General features: G+C 35.3%; 14 protein-coding genes. 10 read left to right on the top strand and 4 right to left on the bottom strand.

The annotated features are described in order from the left end of the window. Positions 1–731 precede the first annotated feature (731 nt). Positions 732–3200 carry a primosomal protein N' gene (gene priA / locus M9897_08620; GenBank protein ID MCO5268944.1) on the top strand — a complete coding sequence of 823 codons (2469 nt, stop codon included), beginning with the start codon at positions 732–734 and terminating at the stop codon, positions 3198–3200. 76 nt (positions 3201–3276) lie between these two features. Beyond that, positions 3277–4134 carry an OmpA family protein gene (locus M9897_08615; protein MCO5268943.1) on the top strand — a complete coding sequence of 286 codons (858 nt, stop codon included), beginning with the start codon at positions 3277–3279 and terminating at the stop codon, positions 4132–4134. Here the strand turns inward: M9897_08615 and M9897_08610 are convergent. Further along, positions 4127–4744, bottom strand: a complete 618-nt coding sequence (locus tag M9897_08610) for an NUDIX domain-containing protein (GenBank protein ID MCO5268942.1) — start codon at positions 4742–4744, stop codon at positions 4127–4129. The two genes, M9897_08615 and M9897_08610, sit on opposite strands and share 8 nt — an antisense overlap. Before the next feature lie 8 nt (positions 4745–4752). Between M9897_08610 and pyrE the strand changes: the two genes are divergently transcribed. The 8 genes from pyrE to radC all read left to right on the top strand — a co-directional run bounded on the left by pyrE (position 4753) and on the right by radC (position 14213). Continuing rightward, on the top strand, positions 4753–5394 hold the full coding sequence (gene pyrE / locus M9897_08605; GenBank protein ID MCO5268941.1) for an orotate phosphoribosyltransferase: 642 nt from the start codon (positions 4753–4755) through the stop codon (positions 5392–5394). A 6-nt stretch (positions 5395–5400) separates the two neighbouring features. Then, positions 5401–5802, top strand: coding sequence for a hypothetical protein (locus tag M9897_08600; protein MCO5268940.1), 402 nt, complete (start codon positions 5401–5403; stop codon positions 5800–5802). 128 nt (positions 5803–5930) lie between these two features. Next, a complete protein-coding gene (locus tag M9897_08595) occupies positions 5931–7829 on the top strand; it encodes a polysaccharide biosynthesis protein (protein ID MCO5268939.1) in 1899 nt (632 codons plus the stop codon). Continuing rightward, positions 7826–8224 (top strand): acyl-CoA thioesterase, encoded by a 399-nt coding sequence (locus M9897_08590; GenBank protein ID MCO5268938.1) that lies wholly within the window; start codon positions 7826–7828, stop codon positions 8222–8224. The genes M9897_08595 and M9897_08590 overlap by 4 nt, the downstream gene beginning before the upstream one ends. A gap of 1 nt (position 8225) precedes the next feature. Next, positions 8226–9374, top strand: coding sequence for a toxin-antitoxin system YwqK family antitoxin (locus tag M9897_08585; protein MCO5268937.1), 1149 nt, complete (start codon positions 8226–8228; stop codon positions 9372–9374). Positions 9375–9592: 218 nt separating this feature from the next. Continuing rightward, positions 9593–10978, top strand: a complete 1386-nt coding sequence (locus M9897_08580) for a tyrosine phenol-lyase (GenBank protein ID MCO5268936.1) — start codon at positions 9593–9595, stop codon at positions 10976–10978. Between the two features lie 143 nt (positions 10979–11121). Then, a complete protein-coding gene (locus M9897_08575) occupies positions 11122–13395 on the top strand; it encodes an aconitate hydratase (protein ID MCO5268935.1) in 2274 nt (757 codons plus the stop codon). Positions 13396–13520: 125 nt separating this feature from the next. Further along, positions 13521–14213, top strand: a complete 693-nt coding sequence (gene radC / locus M9897_08570; protein MCO5268934.1) for a DNA repair protein RadC — start codon at positions 13521–13523, stop codon at positions 14211–14213. A 6-nt stretch (positions 14214–14219) separates the two neighbouring features. Here radC and ung read toward each other — a convergent pair whose 3' ends face one another. From ung to M9897_08555, 3 genes are read right to left on the bottom strand one after another with little or no spacing between them, the layout of a single operon-like run. Next, a complete protein-coding gene (ung, locus tag M9897_08565; GenBank protein MCO5268933.1) occupies positions 14220–14885 on the bottom strand; it encodes a uracil-DNA glycosylase in 666 nt (221 codons plus the stop codon). Further along, on the bottom strand, positions 14882–15748 hold the full coding sequence (locus M9897_08560) for a hypothetical protein (GenBank protein MCO5268932.1): 867 nt from the start codon (positions 15746–15748) through the stop codon (positions 14882–14884). Before M9897_08560 ends, ung begins: the two co-directional genes overlap by 4 nt. Then, positions 15745–17631, bottom strand: coding sequence for an LTA synthase family protein (locus M9897_08555; GenBank protein ID MCO5268931.1), 1887 nt, complete (start codon positions 17629–17631; stop codon positions 15745–15747). The genes M9897_08560 and M9897_08555 overlap by 4 nt, the downstream gene beginning before the upstream one ends. Between the last annotated feature and the right edge of the window lie 35 nt (positions 17632–17666).

The raw sequence follows: 17666 nt of genomic DNA, 5'->3' as shown, positions 1-17666 counted from the left end.
AGAAAAATACGAATACATTCATGTTAAATTTCGAAGGCAACACAATGTTCATCAAAAAAAAAGAGGAGCTGGAGGGTTTGAACTTTCTTCTAAATCTAAATCAGCCCCCTATAAATTATAGTCTTACAATTATAAAACGAATCTTAAAAAGAAAAAAATGTTTTTGGAAAATCGCATGAAATGCATAAAATGCATATTTATTAGGTGAATTAACCGCAAAGAACGCGAAGTTTTTTTTTCGCGAAGGGCGCGAAGGTTTGGTGGAGGGCGTGATGAATACTCAGAGATCTCAAATCTATTTTAAATCCAAACAAAAAACATTAAAATAATGAAGATTGCCAATCGCAAGGATGCGCATTATATTTTAACGCAGAGAATATGAACTAAAAACTGCTAATAATGGAGGAGAAAAAGCGAAGCTTTTGAAGACCAAACGGTAGTGCAGGGAGGAGCGAGCTTTAGCGAAGGAAATCGCCGACATTATCAGTTTTTAGAAATATTATCAAGGCAAAATATACAGCGCTAGTCCCGTACAGCTGTCGGGATTTTTTGTTTCTTTTTTGGGGCGATGCCAAAAAAGAAAGTAGATAAACCCTCTGCGACCTTTGCGGTTAAATCCGACCTTTGCTGTTAAACTGCGGTTAAATCCTACCAAGTACATTGTTAAAAACTTTCCATCTTTTCTTTTGTTATTCTCTTCGCATTTCAATTCCCATTTATAACTTTGGAACATGCCGAATAGAAAGACCTATTTTGTAGATGTGATTTTACCTGTGCCTATACACAAGGCATTTACCTATCGTGTTCCTTTTGAATTAAACGAGTTTATAAAAGAAGGGGTGAGGGTAGTAGTTCCTTTTGGTAGATCTAAACTACAGACAGGTATTATTACTAAGATTCATGAAAATGTTCCAGATTATCAGGTGAAATACGTGGAGTCTGTGTTGGATGAACAGCCGATTATTACTGGAAAACAATTCAAATTGTGGTCTTGGATGGCAGAATATTACATGGCTGCTCTTGGCGACGTCATGAACGCTGCTTTGCCTTCTAATTTTAAATTGGGAAGCGAAACAAAAGTGGTACTTCACCCAGATACAGAGGTGAACCCAGATTTTTTGACGGATAGGGAATATCAAATTTACGAAGCACTTCAGATTCAAAAAGAGCTGGATTTAAAAGAGATTTCCGAAATCGTTGGCATTAAAACGATACAACCCATTATCAAGGATTTGATGGAAAAAAGAGTGATTATGACGCTCGAGGATGTACAAGAAAAATATACGCCTAAAACACAAATCTTTATTGAATTAACCAGCGAATATCAACAAGAAGATAAGCTCAAAGCCTTGATGGATGCATATTCGACGGACAAAAAGAAAAGCAAACAATTGGATGTTATTCTCTTATTGATTCAGATAGGTGGTCCGTCTCAATCTGCGCTGCGCAGTGAACTTACGGATAAAGGAGCTTCTGTTTCTGCACTCAATACGCTGGAGAAAAATGGAGTTTTAGTGGCTCAACGGAGAGAAGTCTCTCGGATTGAGTTGGAAGACGCGAAAATTAGTCAAAGCAAAACGCTGTCTGAAAGTCAAGCCACTGCGCTCAAAGAGATTAAAGATTTATACACAGAAAAAGATATTGTACTCTTACATGGAGTAACAGGTTCGGGGAAGACAGAGATTTATGTAGAGTTAATCAAGGAGCAATTAGCGCAGGGAAAACAAGTACTTTTTCTTTTACCTGAAATCGCTTTAACCACTCAATTAATTCAGCGTTTACGCAAGTATTTTGGTGCTAAAGTAGGCGTATATCACTCTCGATTTAATCAAAATGAGCGTATAGAAATCTGGAATGCCTTATTGCAAAATGATACCTCGCAATTCCAAATCATATTGGGGGCTCGAAGTTCTGTGTTTCTTCCTTTTCGCAATTTAGGACTGGTTATCGTGGATGAGGAACATGAATCTTCTTTTAAACAGTACGATCCGAGTCCGAGATACAACGGAAGAGACGTTGGGATTGTGCTAGCTTCCATGTTTAAAGCGAAAGTACTCTTAGGTTCAGCGACACCAGCCGTGGAGACGTATTACAACGCGACTACTGGGAAATATGGCTTGGTATCCTTAAAAGAACGCTTTGGAAACCTTATGCTTCCTGAAATACTGACGGCTAATATCAAGCAGGAGAAGAAAAGTAAGACGATGCAATCTGATTTTTCCAGCTTTTTAATGGATGCCATGAAAGAAGCCTTGGATAATCGCGAGCAAATCATTCTATTCCAAAACCGAAGAGGATATAATCCCGTTTGGGCATGTGAGGTGTGTGGATGGAATCCTTTGTGTAAAAACTGTGATGTTTCCTTGACCTATCACATGCATAATAATATTTTAAAATGCCATTATTGTAGTTACTATGAACCTCCTATAGGTACCTGTCCCAAATGCAACAGCAACCGTTTAAAAATGATAGGCTTTGGAACAGAGAAAATCGAAGACGAATTGACCATTTTATTCCCAGGAGTTCGTGTAGAACGCTTGGATTTTGATACCACCCGTAAGAAAAATAGTTACGAGCGTATTTTAGAAGACTTTGATAAAGGAGCTATTGATATATTGGTGGGTACTCAAATGGTTACCAAAGGGTTAGACTTTGATAATGTGAGTTTGGTTGGGATTTTAGATGCTGAGCTTTTGCTCAAACGTCCCGACTTTAGAGCGAATGAACGGAGCTATCAATTGATGTCACAAGTTGCCGGGCGAGCAGGGCGAAAAAACAAGCGTGGTAAAGTGATTATTCAAACCTATGATCCCGATAATTGGGTGATTAGACATGTCATAGAACACGATTATGAAGGATTGTACAAACATGAATTGATAGAACGCAAAAACTATTTCTATCCACCGTATTACAAGCTCATCAATATTACCTTAAAGCATCGAAATCCCATTGAATTAGACGTGATGTCCTTTGAATTAGCTGAAATGATGCAGCAAAAATTTGGAACGCGTGTATTAGGTCCAGAATTTCCCATTGTAAAAAGGATACAGAATTATTACCTGAAATCAATTCGTTTAAAAATAGAGCGAGAAGCTTCGCAGAGCAAGGTAAAAGAAGTCTTGCAACAACTCATCGATGACTTTTATACCAAGCCCCGTAATAAATCGATACGTCTTGTCATAGACGTCGATCCTTTGTGACGCTAACAATTCGTTGTGGAAATCAATTTATGTCCTCTGTTTCCCTTTGGAACATTTTTTGAATCTTTGTTGTTCCATGAAAAAGCCATTATTCATATTTCTAGTAAGTGTACTGACCAGTTTTAGTTTTTCTCAGAATCTAAAAGGGAATTGGGCAGGCATTTTAATTCCAAATGGACAAAGTTTTGACAAAGCAAAACCTATCTATCTCAACTTTGAAGATGAAGATGGGAGCAAAGGGAAAACCCGCATTGAAATCATGGATGGAGTTGACTTTTCAGTAAAATCCATTGATGGAAAGAAGGATAATAATCAAATTAAAGTCACGGAAGGAGTTATCAATCGGAGTTCAGGTACTCGTTTATCACCAAATTGTAAATTGATTTACACACTAAGTTACGACAATGAGACCGGTTATTTATCAGGTGACTATTCAAGCAGTGATTGTCGCGCAGAAATAGGAAAAGTTGTGCTATTCCGATCCAAATACGAAGTAACAACCGAAAAAGAACCTGAAGCCACGCATTTGTGGACACATTTATTTATCCGTAACTATAAGAAAGGCTATCCAGCTCCAGAGATTCTCAAAAAGGAACAAGAAAACTTTCAATTTCAGACCATTTACTTTGATTTCGATGAGGCTGATATACGCCCCGAATTTCAAGATTACCTCAATCGCATGGCACGTATCTTAGATGCTATACATGATTTACGTGTTAAAATCACAGGACACACCGATGGTGAAGGAACAGATGGATATAATATCGGTTTATCTGAACGTCGTGCAGATGCCATCCGAGATTATTTTAAATCCAGAGGAGTTGAACCTGAAAAATTAGACATTGATTTTAAAGGGAAACGTGAACCCACGGCAACCAATGAAACTCCCGAAGGAAGACAGCTCAATCGAAGAGTTGTGTTTGAGTTTATATAAGGGAGGTCCCGTACTCCGCTATTACATCCAAAATCGAAGCATAGGTGTTTTCTTCTACTTTACTGATTTCATCAGCGTCGAGCCATTCTATGCTTGAAATTCCTTCTTCGCTTTGTGGGTTGACTTCAGTTTCTTCCGTTTCTAATACGTACCAATATGTTTTTTTAATCCAAAAATCTCCATAAGCGTGGTATACATGATAAGTAGGAGAGAGCTCTTTGGTGATTTCCAAGTGCTGGATGCCACATTCTTCAGTGATTTCACGCTTTGCAGCTTCTTCAATGCTTTCACCTTCTTCAATCTTCCCTTTTGGAATATCCCATTTTCCATGACGAATCATGAAAAGAGATTTGTTGGTCTTTGTATTTCGAACAATTCCACCAGCAGCTTCTATCCAACGAAAATTTTTAAAAAAGGAACGTAGTGCATGTGAAGGATTTGGAGACAATGTTAAGATAGGCTCATCACTTGCCTTACTGTTTATATAATTCAAAAACTCTTCCAGTTTTTCTGTTTGGAGAGCAGGGAGAAATTCTTCTGGGATATCTGTTTTATAAAAGAAAGATTTTCGAAAAGAAATAAACGTATTATCAATAAAAACTTTATACATTTGCAACCATGATTAACGACATTGACAAAGCCGCAAAGATAGCAGAATATTTGTTACAAATAAAAGCTGTCAAATTACAACCTGAAGATCCTTTCACCTGGTCATCCGGTTGGAAATCACCCATTTATTGTGATAATAGAAAGACCTTATCTTATCCAAAAATCCGAACTTTCATTCGTCAGACATTCGCAAGCGTAATCGATGATGTGTATGGAAATCCTGAAGTTATTGCAGGTGTTGCAACAGGAGGTATTGCTATTGGAGCCATTGTAGCGCAAGAATTAGGTTTACCATTTATTTATGTACGTTCTTCAGCCAAAGGACATGGTTTACAAAATAGAATAGAGGGTGACTTTTCTACAGGAAATAGCGTGGTTGTGATTGAAGATTTAATCTCCACTGGTGGAAGTAGTTTAAGTGTCGTTGAAGCATTGAGAGAATCTGGCTTGGATGTAAAAGGAGTTGTTGCAATCTTTAATTATGGCTTTGAAGAATCAAAAGTTGCATTTGAAAAGGCAAAATGTCCTTTAAATGTATTGTGTGATTATGAAACATTAACTAAAGTTGCCTTAGAAAAACAATACATCGCTGAGAAAGACTTGGAATCATTATCAAATTGGAGAGTAGCACCATCAACTTGGGGTAAATAAGAGATTATGAATATAGATAGTAACAAAGAAATTGTAAATGCACCCGTAGAAAAGGTGTATGAATATTTAACAAATACAGCCAATATCGGTGAGTTATTACCTAAAGGAGAAGTGAAAGATTTTGAAGGGGATCAAACTACATGTTCTTTTAAAGTGCAAGGTGGTATCACTATTTCATTAATTCAAAAAGAATTATTAGCTCCCAACGAAATTCGTTTAGTTTCAGGTGAAAAATCACCATTTCCTTTCAAATTATCCGTTTTACTAAGCGAGAAAGACGGGAATACAGAAGGCTATATTGCTTTTGATGGTGAAGTGAATATGTTTTTACAAATGATGGTAAAAACTCCTTTGACCAACTTGTTTAACTATATGTCTAAAGAACTAAAGAAGGTTTTTGAGAATTAATTGAATGCTCATTCTTCTGTTTTTGTTGGACTTATAAAGGTTAATAACAATCTTCTTTTAATTTAATTCCTTGGATTCTCGCGAACTATTATGAGATTGTATTAAATTTACCTACACAATCTTATTGTATGCAAAAGGAAAACAATCATTTTTTATTTGTAAAGAATACGCCTCGTTGGGTAGTCATGCTCATTGATTTGGCTATTTCTCTTTTTGCACTTGCTTTGGCTTATGCTATTCGCTTTGATTTTCAAGCTAAAGGTTATAGTACTTTCAAGCAATGGGAATACGTGAGTACGGTTATTCCTATTTTCCTCTTTATAAAATTTGGCGTTTTCTATCTCTTTAAAATACATAAAGGTTTGGTCCGTCATACTTCATTAGAAGATGTCAAACGTATCTTCTTTTCTTTGCTAACTTTCACTCTTCTCATCTTTTTGGTTGGTGGTATCAAACGACTTTTTATCGATGATGAATTTTTATTACCGACTTCCATTGTAATTATAGAGTTTCTCGTGTCCTTAGTCTTAATGATAGGTTTACGATTCTCTCTTAAAATCTTTTTCTATGAAGCCAATAAATCTAAATTGGACAATAGAACAAATGTAATTATATACGGAGCAGGGGATTATGGAGTAATTACAAAACGTACCATAGAGAAAGATCCTACGATTAATTATAAGTTGATTGCATTTATTGATGAGAATAAAAAATTAGACAAAAATCGTTTAGAAGGTCTAGATATATTCCATAGTAGTAAATTAGAAGAACTCATTGTTAAGCATCAAGTTTCAGAACTCGTTGTGGCTATTCAATCACCAAACAAGAGTAAACTAGCTAACATAGCTGAAATCTGTTTAAAGCACAATGTCACAGTCAAACGTGTTCCAAGTTTTTATAAATGGATTAACGGAGAATTTAGCATCAGTCAGGTTCGTAAAATAAACATTGATGATTTATTAGGAAGAGAACCTATTTCACTCAATTTAGATGAAATAAAGAGTGAATTGACAGATAAAGTAATTATGGTGACTGGTGCTGCTGGTTCTATTGGAAGTGAAATTGTGCGTCAAGTCATTGAATACAAGCCTAAACAAGTTATCTTATTAGATCAATGGGAATCAGGTTTGTATGATTTACAGATAGACTTAAGAAATAGTGGAAAAGAAACATTTATCGAAGTAGTTATTGGCGATGTCCGTGATTACGATAGAATGTACAACGTATTCAATAAATTACAACCCAACATCGTATTTCACGCAGCTGCGTATAAACACGTGCCATTGATGGAGGATAACCCTTCGGAATCTATCAAAACCAATGTCTTAGGCTCTAAGAATATTGTGGATTTATGCGACCAATTTAAGGTAAGCAAAATGGTAATTATCTCTACGGATAAAGCTGTCAACCCAACAAATGTAATGGGAGCATCCAAGCGTATAGCAGAGATTTATGCCCAAGCGAAGAATAAAACTTCTGCAACACAATATGTGACTACACGTTTTGGAAATGTGTTAGGTTCGAATGGTTCCGTCATTCCTTTGTTCAAAAAACAAATAGAAAAAGGAGGACCTGTCACCGTAACAGATGAACGTGTTACGCGTTTCTTTATGACAATTCCTGAAGCCTGTCAATTAGTTCTAGAAGCAGGAGTTATGGGAAAAGGAGGGGAGATTTTTGTGTTTGACATGGGAGAACCAATTAAGATCATTGACTTAGCTAAAAAGATGATTCAACTTTCAGACCTTACCATAGGTAAAGATATTGAGTTGAAGATTGTAGGTTTACGTCCCGGAGAAAAACTCTATGAGGAATTATTAGCCGATGCAGAAAATACCATCCCTACAGATCACCCACAAATCCTAAAAGCAAAGAGTTCAGATACTCCCGATTCTATTTTGGAAGATATTACTGAGTTAATTGAGCTTTTCAAAGGACAAGACAACGAACAAATTGTTGCTAAAATGAAATATATCGTGCCAGAATATGTTAGCAATAACTCCATATTTTCAAAGTTAGATAAATGATAGAACCAGCAAAGATACAAGTGAGATTCGCAGATTGCGATATGATGGGACATGTTAATAATGCCGTATATTTAAGCTATTTCGAACAAGCAAGATTGCATTACTTTGAAAAAATGGCTGGCAATGAATGGGATTTTCAAAAGCAAGGCATGATTTTAGTTAAAAATGAAATCGAATATATCAAACCTGTCTTTTTACATGATAAACCAGAGATATACATTCATCTTGTAGAGATAGGCACAAAAAGCTTTACATTGGGATATAAAGTAATGGTGGGAAAAGAACTTAAAACGACAGGACTTTCTGTGTTGGTATGTTTTGATTTTCACCAAAATAAGAGTGTTCCTGTATATCCGGAATTTGTCAAAGCTTTCTCACAATTAAAAGAATATTGAAATGAAAAAAATATCTCTACTTTTTGTTTTTGCTTTTAGTCTCACAGTATCTTTTACTCAAGGTAATTTACCTTCTACTATAGGGATTAAACGAGGGCCTTGTTTCCAGAAATCCCTAGATAGAATAGGGAAAAAGTATGTAGATTGGGAATGTGATCAAACAGGTAAGGTTGTAGATTGCAATGAAAAACTAGAGTCAGACCCTGGCTCAAATATGGTATTTAGCCGTTCTAATGGAAAGCCCTTTACAGGTGATTGTGAAACATGTCACAACAATGGTTTGCGTGAACATGTAGTTCATTTTGTTAATGGAAAAGTAGATGGAATTGATTCTACATATTACAAATCCGGTTGCCCTCAAGTTGTTAGAAGTCACATACAAGGTGTAGAAAATGGAACATGGACTTATTTTAACGACACAAGTGGACTGATTGCTTGGCAATTAACTTATCAAAATGGTGAAAAACATGGGCAAGCCATTTATTATCAACAACATAAAGTAGGAACAGCTTCTGTCAAAGTAATCGTTAGAGGTGCAGAAGAAACCATTACCTATCCAACGTATGATAATGATACATTAAAAATCGAGCAATATCAGTACGGGCGCTTACATGGTACTAAAAAAGAATATTGGCCAGGATCAAAAATCAAGAAAGAAGTTGAGTATTTAAATGGAACAATGAATGGAAAATTCATTCAATATGATACGAAAGGAAAAGTAATGGAAGAATTGCGATATGTAGCTGGTAAAAAGGATGGAAACCAAAAATATTATTACAATGATGGCAGTTTATTACGAACAGAGAACTGGAAATTGGGTGTAAAAGATGGTGAGTTTAAAACCTTTTATATTCAAGGGTTTATTCAGACATTGGAGACATATAAAAAAGGTCAAAAAAATGGAAGGTTCATAGAAAATTATCCTGATAATAAGATAAAACGAGAAGCTATCTATAAGAACGATGTACTCGTTGAAGAACATGAATATGACAAATATGGAAATGAAATTCGGAATGCTGGGGAGAATGCTTTGAATCAGAAGGATGAAGATGAAGATGTTCCAGTTGCTAAAGCAAAGGAAAAACCTAAGAAAGAACCAAAACCTAAAAAAGAGAAAAAACCTAAGAAAGAGAAGAAACCAAAGAAATAACCTTTTTTTATAGTTTCATTTCAAAATCACTTGAACTGAGTTTGTTATAATGTGTCTAGCGTGAAATCTGAGTCATAAATATTCCCTTTACAATAGATAATATCCACTTTTTCTTTAAAAAATGATTTATATCTTTTTTTATTATTTTTTATATTATTAACTTTATTTCGGATAAAAATATCCTAAATTTGAAAAATTAAAAATTAAACTAAAAGAAAATGAATAAGATTTCTGATTATTATCCAGCCGAACCATACCGAATCAAGAGTGTAGAACCAGTTAAAATGATCTCTCGTGAAGAGCGTGAACAAAAAATTAAGAAGGCTGGCTACAACACATTTCTATTAGACTCTGAAGATGTTTACATCGATTTACTGACGGATAGTGGAACAAATGCCATGAGCGATAAGCAGTGGGCAGCGATGATGGTAGGGGATGAGGCGTATGCTGGAAGTCGTAACTTCTATAAATTAGAAAAAGCAGTTCAAGAACTATTTGGGTTTAAGCATATTGTTCCAACGCACCAAGGTCGTGGAGCTGAAAACTTATTATCTCAGATAGCGATTAAACCGGGACAATATGTGCCAGGAAATATGTATTTTACAACTACTCGTTACCACCAAGAAAGAAATGGTGGAATTTTCTATGATATTATTAAAGACGAAGCGCATGATGCATCCTTAAACGTTCCTTTTAAAGGAGATGTTGATATCAATAAATTACAAAAATTAATTGATGAAAAAGGAGCAGAAAATATCGCTTATGTTTGTTTAGCTGTTACAGTGAACTTAGCAGGAGGACAACCCGTTTCTATGGGAAACATGAAAGCTGTTCGTGAACTAACTAATAAGTACGGTATTAAAGTGTTCTTCGATGCAACAAGATGTGTTGAAAACGCTTATTTCATTAAGGAACAAGAAGCAGGATTTGCTGATAAGAGCATTAAAGACATCGTATTAGAGATGTTTAGCTATTCAGATGGTTGTACCATGAGTGGTAAAAAAGACTGTTTGGTAAATATCGGTGGTTTCTTAGCCATGAACGATGAGGAATTATTCAACGATTCAAAAGAGCTTGTTGTTGTTTACGAAGGAATGCCATCTTATGGTGGACTTGCCGGTAGAGATATGGAAGCAATGGCGATAGGTTTGAATGAATCTATGCAGTTTGAATACATAGAACATCGTGTAAAGCAAGTTAGATATTTAGGAGATAGATTGAAAGAAGCAGGAGTTCCTATCATTGAGCCTATTGGTGGTCACGCTGTATTCTTGGATGCTAGACGTTTCTGTCCACATTTAACTCAAGAACAATTCCCAGCACAAAGTTTAGCTGCTAATCTTTACTTAGATTCTGGAGTTAGAAGTATGGAAAGAGGTATTATCTCTGCAGGAAGAAATATTGAGACAGGAGAACACCATAAGCCAAAATTAGAGACAGTGCGTTTAACTATTCCTAGAAGAGTATATACATACCGTCACATGGATTACGTGGCAGACTCTGTGATTCATTTATTTGAAAACAAAGAACAAATCAAAGGTTTAGAATTTGTATATGAGCCCAAACAATTACGATTCTTTACTGCAAGATTTAAAGAGATCTAAGAAATTATTTAGATTCAATATGAAGAAGGGTGGAAACAATAGTTTTCACCTTTTTTTTGATAGATATACATCATATTCCAGTAAAAATTCAGTACTTTTGCAAGCTATTAAACAGATTATTAACTATAAAATTTAATACAAGTATGGTTTTCGACTTAGACATGATAAAAAGAGTGTATGCACAATATCCTGCAAGAATTGAAGCTACACGTAAAGCATTGGGAAATAAACCACTTACATTATCTGAAAAGATTTTGTATTCTCACTTATGGGAAGGAGCAGCAACTTCTGCTTTTGAAAGAGGTAAAGATTACGTAGATTTTGCTCCAGATAGAGTAGCGATGCAAGATGCTACAGCTCAAATGGCTTTATTACAGTTCATGCAAGCTGGAAAATCAAAAGTAGCTGTTCCTTCAACAGCACACGCTGACCACTTAATTCAAGCTAAGATTGGTGCAGATGTGGATTTACAAAACAGTTTAAATAAGAACAATGAAGTTTTTAACTTTTTAAGTTCTGTATGTAATAAATACGGTATCGGTTTCTGGAAACCAGGTGCTGGTATTATTCACCAAGTTGTATTAGAAAACTATGCATTCCCTGGAGGAATGATGATTGGAACAGACTCACATACAGTTAACGCTGGAGGATTAGGAATGGTAGCTGTTGGTGTTGGTGGTGCTGATGCAGTTGACGTAATGGCTGGAATGGCATGGGAATTAAAAATGCCAAAACTAATCGGTGTTCATTTAAAAGGAAAATTAAACGGTTGGGCTGCTCCTAAAGATATTATCTTAAAAGTAGCTGGTATCCTTACAGTAAAAGGTGGTACAGGTTGTATCGTTGAATACTTCGGAGAAGGTGCTCAATCACTTTCAGCAACTGGAAAAGGTACTATTTGTAACATGGGTGCTGAGATTGGAGCAACAACTTCTACATTTGGTTACGATGATTCTATGCGTCGTTATTTAGCTGCTACTGGAAGACAAGACGTAGTGGATGCTGCTGATGTAATTGCAGAACATTTAACAGGTGACGCAGAAGTTTACGCAAACCCTGACAAATATTTCGATCAAGTAATCGTCATTGATTTAGATAAATTATCACCACACGTAAATGGTCCTTTTACTCCAGACTTAGCCACTGAAGTATCTGAATTAGGAGAAAAAGCGAGAAAAGAAGGATGGCCATTAGATGTTGAATGGGGATTAATCGGTTCTTGTACAAACTCTTCCTATGAAGACTTATCAAGAGCAGCATCTATCGCTCAACAAGCAGTAGACAAGAAAATCAAAAGAAAAGCAGATTTCGGTATTAACCCAGGATCTGAACAAGTTCGATTCACTGCTGAACGTGATGGTTTATTACAAGTATTCAAAGATTTAGATGCTCGAATTTTCACAAACGCTTGCGGACCTTGTATTGGTCAGTGGGATAGAGAAGGAGCTGATAAACAAGAAAAGAATACTATCATTCACTCTTTCAACAGAAACTTCTCTAAAAGAGCAGATGGTAATCCAAATACACACGCTTTCGTGGCATCTCCAGAAATGGTTGCTGCAATGGCTATCTCAGGAAGATTAGATTTCAACCCAATTACAGATACCTTAATCAATGAAGATGGGGAAGAGGTGAAATTAGATCCTCCATTCGGTGATGAGCTTCCAGCTAAAGGATTTGATGTTGAAAATAACGGATATCAAGCACCTGCCGAAGACGGTAGCGGAATTGTTGTAGATGTAAACCCAACTTCTGATCGTTTACAGTTATTATCTCCATTCCCAGCTTGGGATGGAAAAAATATTTCCGGTGCTAAATTGTTAATTAAAGCATCTGGAAAATGTACAACAGACCATATCTCTATGGCTGGTCCTTGGTTACGTTACAGAGGTCACCTAGATAACATTTCTAACAACTGTCTAATTGGAGCTGTAAACGCATACAACAATAAGACAAATGAGGTTGTGAATCAATTAACAGGATCAACTGGTGAAGTTCCTGCAACTGCAAGAGCTTATAAAGCAGCTGGTATTCCATCTATAGTTGTGGGTGACCATAACTATGGTGAAGGTTCTTCTCGTGAGCATGCTGCCATGGAACCAAGACATTTAGGAGTGATTGCTGTAATTGTAAAATCTTTTGCAAGAATCCACGAAACAAACCTTAAAAAACAAGGTATGTTAGGGTTAACTTTTGTAAATGAAGCTGATTATGATAAAGTAAGAGAAGATGATACATTTAACTTCTTAGATTTAGATCAATTTGCTCCAGGAAAACAAATTACACTTGAGTTGGTACATGCGGATGGTTCAAAAGATGAAATCAAATTGAATCATACGTATAACGCACAGCAAATAGACTGGTATAGAGCAGGTAGCGCGTTGAATTTAATTAAACAACAAGCTGCAAACGCTTAATACATTTTAAAATAGTTAAAGAAGGGATTGTGAAAGCATTCCCTTTTTTTTTTGTGGATTTTTTTCTGAAAACGATTGCTTCAACTCATTTTATTTCTTAACTTAAATAACCTAAATCAAAAAATATGTACAAAAATACCACCTCAATTAAACAATGGGCGGAGGATGATCGTCCACGCGAAAAAATGATGCTAAAAGGAAAAGCAAATCTATCTAATTCAGAGTTATTAGCTATTGTAATAGGTTCAGGAACAAAGAAGAAATCAGCTGTACAAGTGGCATCTGAAATATTAACGACTTGTGACAACAACCTCTATTTGTTGGGAAAACTGACTCTTGCTGATTTGATGAAATTCAATGGTATTGGAGAAGCTAAGGCAATCAGTATTTTAGCTGTTTTAGAATTAGGCAGAAGACGAAGTAATGAAGATACACCTAAAAACCCTATCATGAATACAGCAAAAGATATTTATAACTACGTAAAGTCAGATTTTCTCGACTTACAACATGAAGAGTTTCGTGTGCTGGGTTTATCTCGAAGTAACAAAGTACTTGGAAATATCCTCATCTCCAAAGGAGGTCGATCGGGAACTATTGCCGATGGGAAATTGATTTTCAAAGAATTGCTAGACATCAAAGCTTCTTCTTGTATTTTATTGCATAATCACCCTTCTGGAAAATTGGAAGCCAGTGTGCAAGATGTGAGCGTTACAAAACGTATTGCAGAATTTGGTAAGATGATAGATTTACCCGTGTTAGACCATGTCATCATTACAGACAATGGATACTACAGCCTTTTAGAGAATGGTCGTTTTTAAGGAGGGTTACCAAGCTATAGGAGTTTTTCCTAACTTTTGAAGTAGCTCATTGGTTTTGCTAAAGTGCTTGTTTCCAAACCATAAACCTCTGTTAGCACTTAATGGAGAAGGGTGACCTGTTTCCAAGATATAATGCTTTTCTTTATTGATTAATTGGGCTTTTTTTCGAGCGAAACCACCCCAAAGAAGAAAGATGAGTCCTTCTTTTTCTTTGGAAAGAATGCGTATCACTTCATCGGTAAATTTCTCCCAACCTTTGCCTTGATGAGATCCTGCTTGATGAGCTTCTACAGTAAGCGTTGCATTTAGAAGGAAAACGCCTTGTTTTGCCCAGTGAGTTAAATTCCCAGTTGTTGGAATTGGCTTTCCAATATCCTGATTAATTTCCTTAAAGATATTGATAAGAGAAGGAGGGAAGGCAATTTCATCGTTCACAGAGAAGCATAAACCATGCGCTTGATTGGGTCCATGATAGGGGTCTTGTCCAATGATAACAACCTTTACTTCTTCAAAAGGAGTTAACCTCAAAGCATTGAAAATTAATTCTTTAGGAGGGTAGCATGTACTTGATTGATATGATGTATCTATAAACTCTTTTAAATGGATGAAGTATTCTTTTTTAAATTCTTCATCTAGGATTGAACTCCATGTTTTATTTAAAGAACTCATCAGATGATTACTTTTAAAGATCGCGGAACACATTTCAAGTGAATGGAAGTTTCTTCGTACAAGACAGGGTCACCATCAATATGACCTATACGATAGGGTACAGATAAGACAGCCTCGACTGTGCTTACAATTTCTACATCTTTCAATAGATGGAGTTTTTTTCTATAGGATGAAATAACCATACGAATAAAGCCAAATAAGTTTGGGATTTTTACAAATACTAATTCTATAGTTCCATCTTGATTATTAGATTCAGGAGATATATGAAAACCATTACCAAATTGAGAAGTATTGGCTACACTACATAAAAGTAAGTTTGTAAACTCCTTCTTGTTGTCTAACATAACCTTTATTCCTGAAAAATGACGAAATTCTCTTGCTATAACTTGAATATATCCAAAAATACCTCGCGTATGATGCTCATCAAATTCTTTAGAAATAAGAGCATCAAAACCAAATCCTGAAACACCAATTGCTTTTTTATCATTCAATAAAACCGTATCGATTGTAATTGTTCTAAATTGATTAATTTGTTGGATAGCTTTATCTATTTTTAAAGGTATTCCCAAGTGGCGAGCCACTCCATTCCCAGATCCGGCAGGTAAAATAGCAAGTATGGTTTCAGAGCCTATAAGAGCGCTTCCCACTTCATTTACAGAACCATCACCTCCTGCTACACAAACAACATCTATGTCATCCTTCACGGCTTGTTTAGCCAGTTCATGAGCATGTCCACGATGTTCTGTATATATGATTTCATAATCAAATTGAGAATGATCAATATTTTTCTCTATGAGAGAAGGTAAGATATTTTTCTTTCCTATCCCTGATATTGGGTTAATTATGAATTGTATTCGTTTTTTCATTTAAGGGTCATAGAATTGTTAATCAGGTCTCTATTGTAACGTTGTATAAATCCTTTCAAATTAGTCTCCATCTCTTTTCCGATATTAGCGTATTGACTCAACGAATCATAATACATCATCGTATCTATTTTGTAATTATATAAAGCATTTATCTTATCTCCTATGAAGTTTATCATATAATTGTCTTGGAAATATAAAAAAGTGTTTTCAATGTAATTAATTGAAAATGACTTTTTATCTGAATAGTAGGAATTTCCGAAGGAATATACATCTTTATTATATCCGAGTAAATCAAGCACAGTAGGCATTATATCAATTTGATTGAATATTTTCTCCTCTTGTTTTGGTTCAAGTTTTCCAGAAGGGTCAAAGAAGGCAATAGGGATCTCAAACATTCCGATTTGTTGTGCGAATCTTGAAGTAACTCCGGTTGGTGTATGATCAGCTACTAATACAAAAATTGTATTGTCATACCAAGGTTGTTTTTTTGCCTCCTCAAAGAATAAACGCAAACTCATATCTGTGTATGCTACAGCTTGTGCCATTGGGTGTTTTCCTTTTGGGAGAATATTTCTATATTTTTCAGGAACATAAAAAGGATGGTGAGAGGAAAGAGTAAAAACACTAGCAATAAAAGGTTCACGCAATTCTTTGGTTATAGAGCGTACAGTCCAAGGTAGAAAATATTCATCCAATATTCCCCATGTTCCATCGCTGTGCGCCTCATTGTCATATTCATTTCGCCCAAAATAATGGTCGAATCCTAAATGAGATGTAAACACATCAAATTTCATGGAGCCATTTGTTGCCCCATGGTAAAAAGCAGAGGAATAACCTTGATCTTTTAAGATGCTTACAAGTGAATTAATTTCATTTGTCTCATATTTAGATGAAATATATGGATTATCAAAAAGACTTGGAATTCCTGCAAAAATGGAAGGTAGAGACTCAATAGATTTTTTACCATTCGCAAAAGCATTTGTAAAATAAAGAGATTGGTCTAACAAAGAGTCTAGAAAAGGAGTGTAATTTTTTCCATTCTTTTTACCAAGCCATTCATTACCAAAGCTTTCCAAAATAATAACCATGACATTTGCCTGTGGATTAATTTGATGCTCTTGTGAACCTTTATGTATAGGTTGATAAATGATTGGGCTATTTTCAGGAAAATAGTTCTTCTCTTCTAAAGAATGTTTTCCCATAGTCTTTATAATAGATAGCGGAGTGTTTGTTACTAAAGCAATTTTTTGAGGAGTGGTGAATTGAGAAGCAGTAAGCATATCTGCAGGTCGTATTCCAATTCCCCCTCGACCAATTATGATAAAAATAGCAACCCCCAATCCGCAATTTAATAGTTCGAGAATAGGGTAGTAATTTAATTTTTCTTTAGGTAAAGTTTTGTTAAATAGATAATTTATTAAAATTATAAAGAGGATAAGTAAGATAATCAACCACCAAAAATCTATTATAAAGGTTGTAATCAATTGATTCACATCATTTCCAGTTGTAATCATTGTAAATAGATCTGATGTACTTCGTTTAGATGTATATTTATAATATTCAACGTCGATTAAATTAAACACTAAAATAACAATCGAAGTGACCATAAAAAGTACTTTCAAAAAAAGCTGAAACCATCTAAAATTTATGAGAGGGAAGGGTAGAAGTGAGATACAATAATAGGGAAGGAAATATATTCCTATCGTAATAGCATCAATCCAGATACCAGCCAGAAAATCAAATAAGACAACATTCTCAAAAGAGTTGCGATTGGCAATAAAAAAAACAATTCGGGTAATAGTCATTACGAGAAGAATGACTCCCAATTGTTTTAGCAGGCTAAAATCTTTTTTCCATAAAGTCTTAAGTTGTAACCCTCCCATTATAAATATACTTGACGAGTCTAAAATAATAAAAA

Source organism: Brumimicrobium sp. (genome assembly GCA_023957385.1).
Taxonomy (GTDB): domain Bacteria; phylum Bacteroidota; class Bacteroidia; order Flavobacteriales_D; family Crocinitomicaceae; genus Brumimicrobium.
This window is presented reverse-complemented; position numbering and strand designations above follow the sequence as displayed.

Bases quoted from the DNA above. Each gene is read 5' to 3' on its own strand.
- priA (MCO5268944.1), top strand. From the start codon at position 732: ATGCCGAATAGAAAGACCTATTTTGTAGATGTGATTTTACCTGTGCCT.
- M9897_08615 (MCO5268943.1), top strand. From the start codon at position 3,277: ATGAAAAAGCCATTATTCATATTTCTAGTAAGTGTACTGACCAGTTTT.
- M9897_08610 (MCO5268942.1), bottom strand. From the start codon at position 4,744: ATGTATAAAGTTTTTATTGATAATACGTTTATTTCTTTTCGAAAATCT.
- pyrE (MCO5268941.1), top strand. From the start codon at position 4,753: ATGATTAACGACATTGACAAAGCCGCAAAGATAGCAGAATATTTGTTA.
- M9897_08600 (MCO5268940.1), top strand. From the start codon at position 5,401: ATGAATATAGATAGTAACAAAGAAATTGTAAATGCACCCGTAGAAAAG.
- M9897_08595 (MCO5268939.1), top strand. From the start codon at position 5,931: ATGCAAAAGGAAAACAATCATTTTTTATTTGTAAAGAATACGCCTCGT.
- M9897_08590 (MCO5268938.1), top strand. From the start codon at position 7,826: ATGATAGAACCAGCAAAGATACAAGTGAGATTCGCAGATTGCGATATG.
- M9897_08585 (MCO5268937.1), top strand. From the start codon at position 8,226: ATGAAAAAAATATCTCTACTTTTTGTTTTTGCTTTTAGTCTCACAGTA.
- M9897_08580 (MCO5268936.1), top strand. From the start codon at position 9,593: ATGAATAAGATTTCTGATTATTATCCAGCCGAACCATACCGAATCAAG.
- M9897_08575 (MCO5268935.1), top strand. From the start codon at position 11,122: ATGGTTTTCGACTTAGACATGATAAAAAGAGTGTATGCACAATATCCT.
- radC (MCO5268934.1), top strand. From the start codon at position 13,521: ATGTACAAAAATACCACCTCAATTAAACAATGGGCGGAGGATGATCGT.
- M9897_08560 (MCO5268932.1), bottom strand. From the start codon at position 15,748: ATGAAAAAACGAATACAATTCATAATTAACCCAATATCAGGGATAGGA.
- M9897_08555 (MCO5268931.1), bottom strand. From the start codon at position 17,631: ATGGGAGGGTTACAACTTAAGACTTTATGGAAAAAAGATTTTAGCCTG.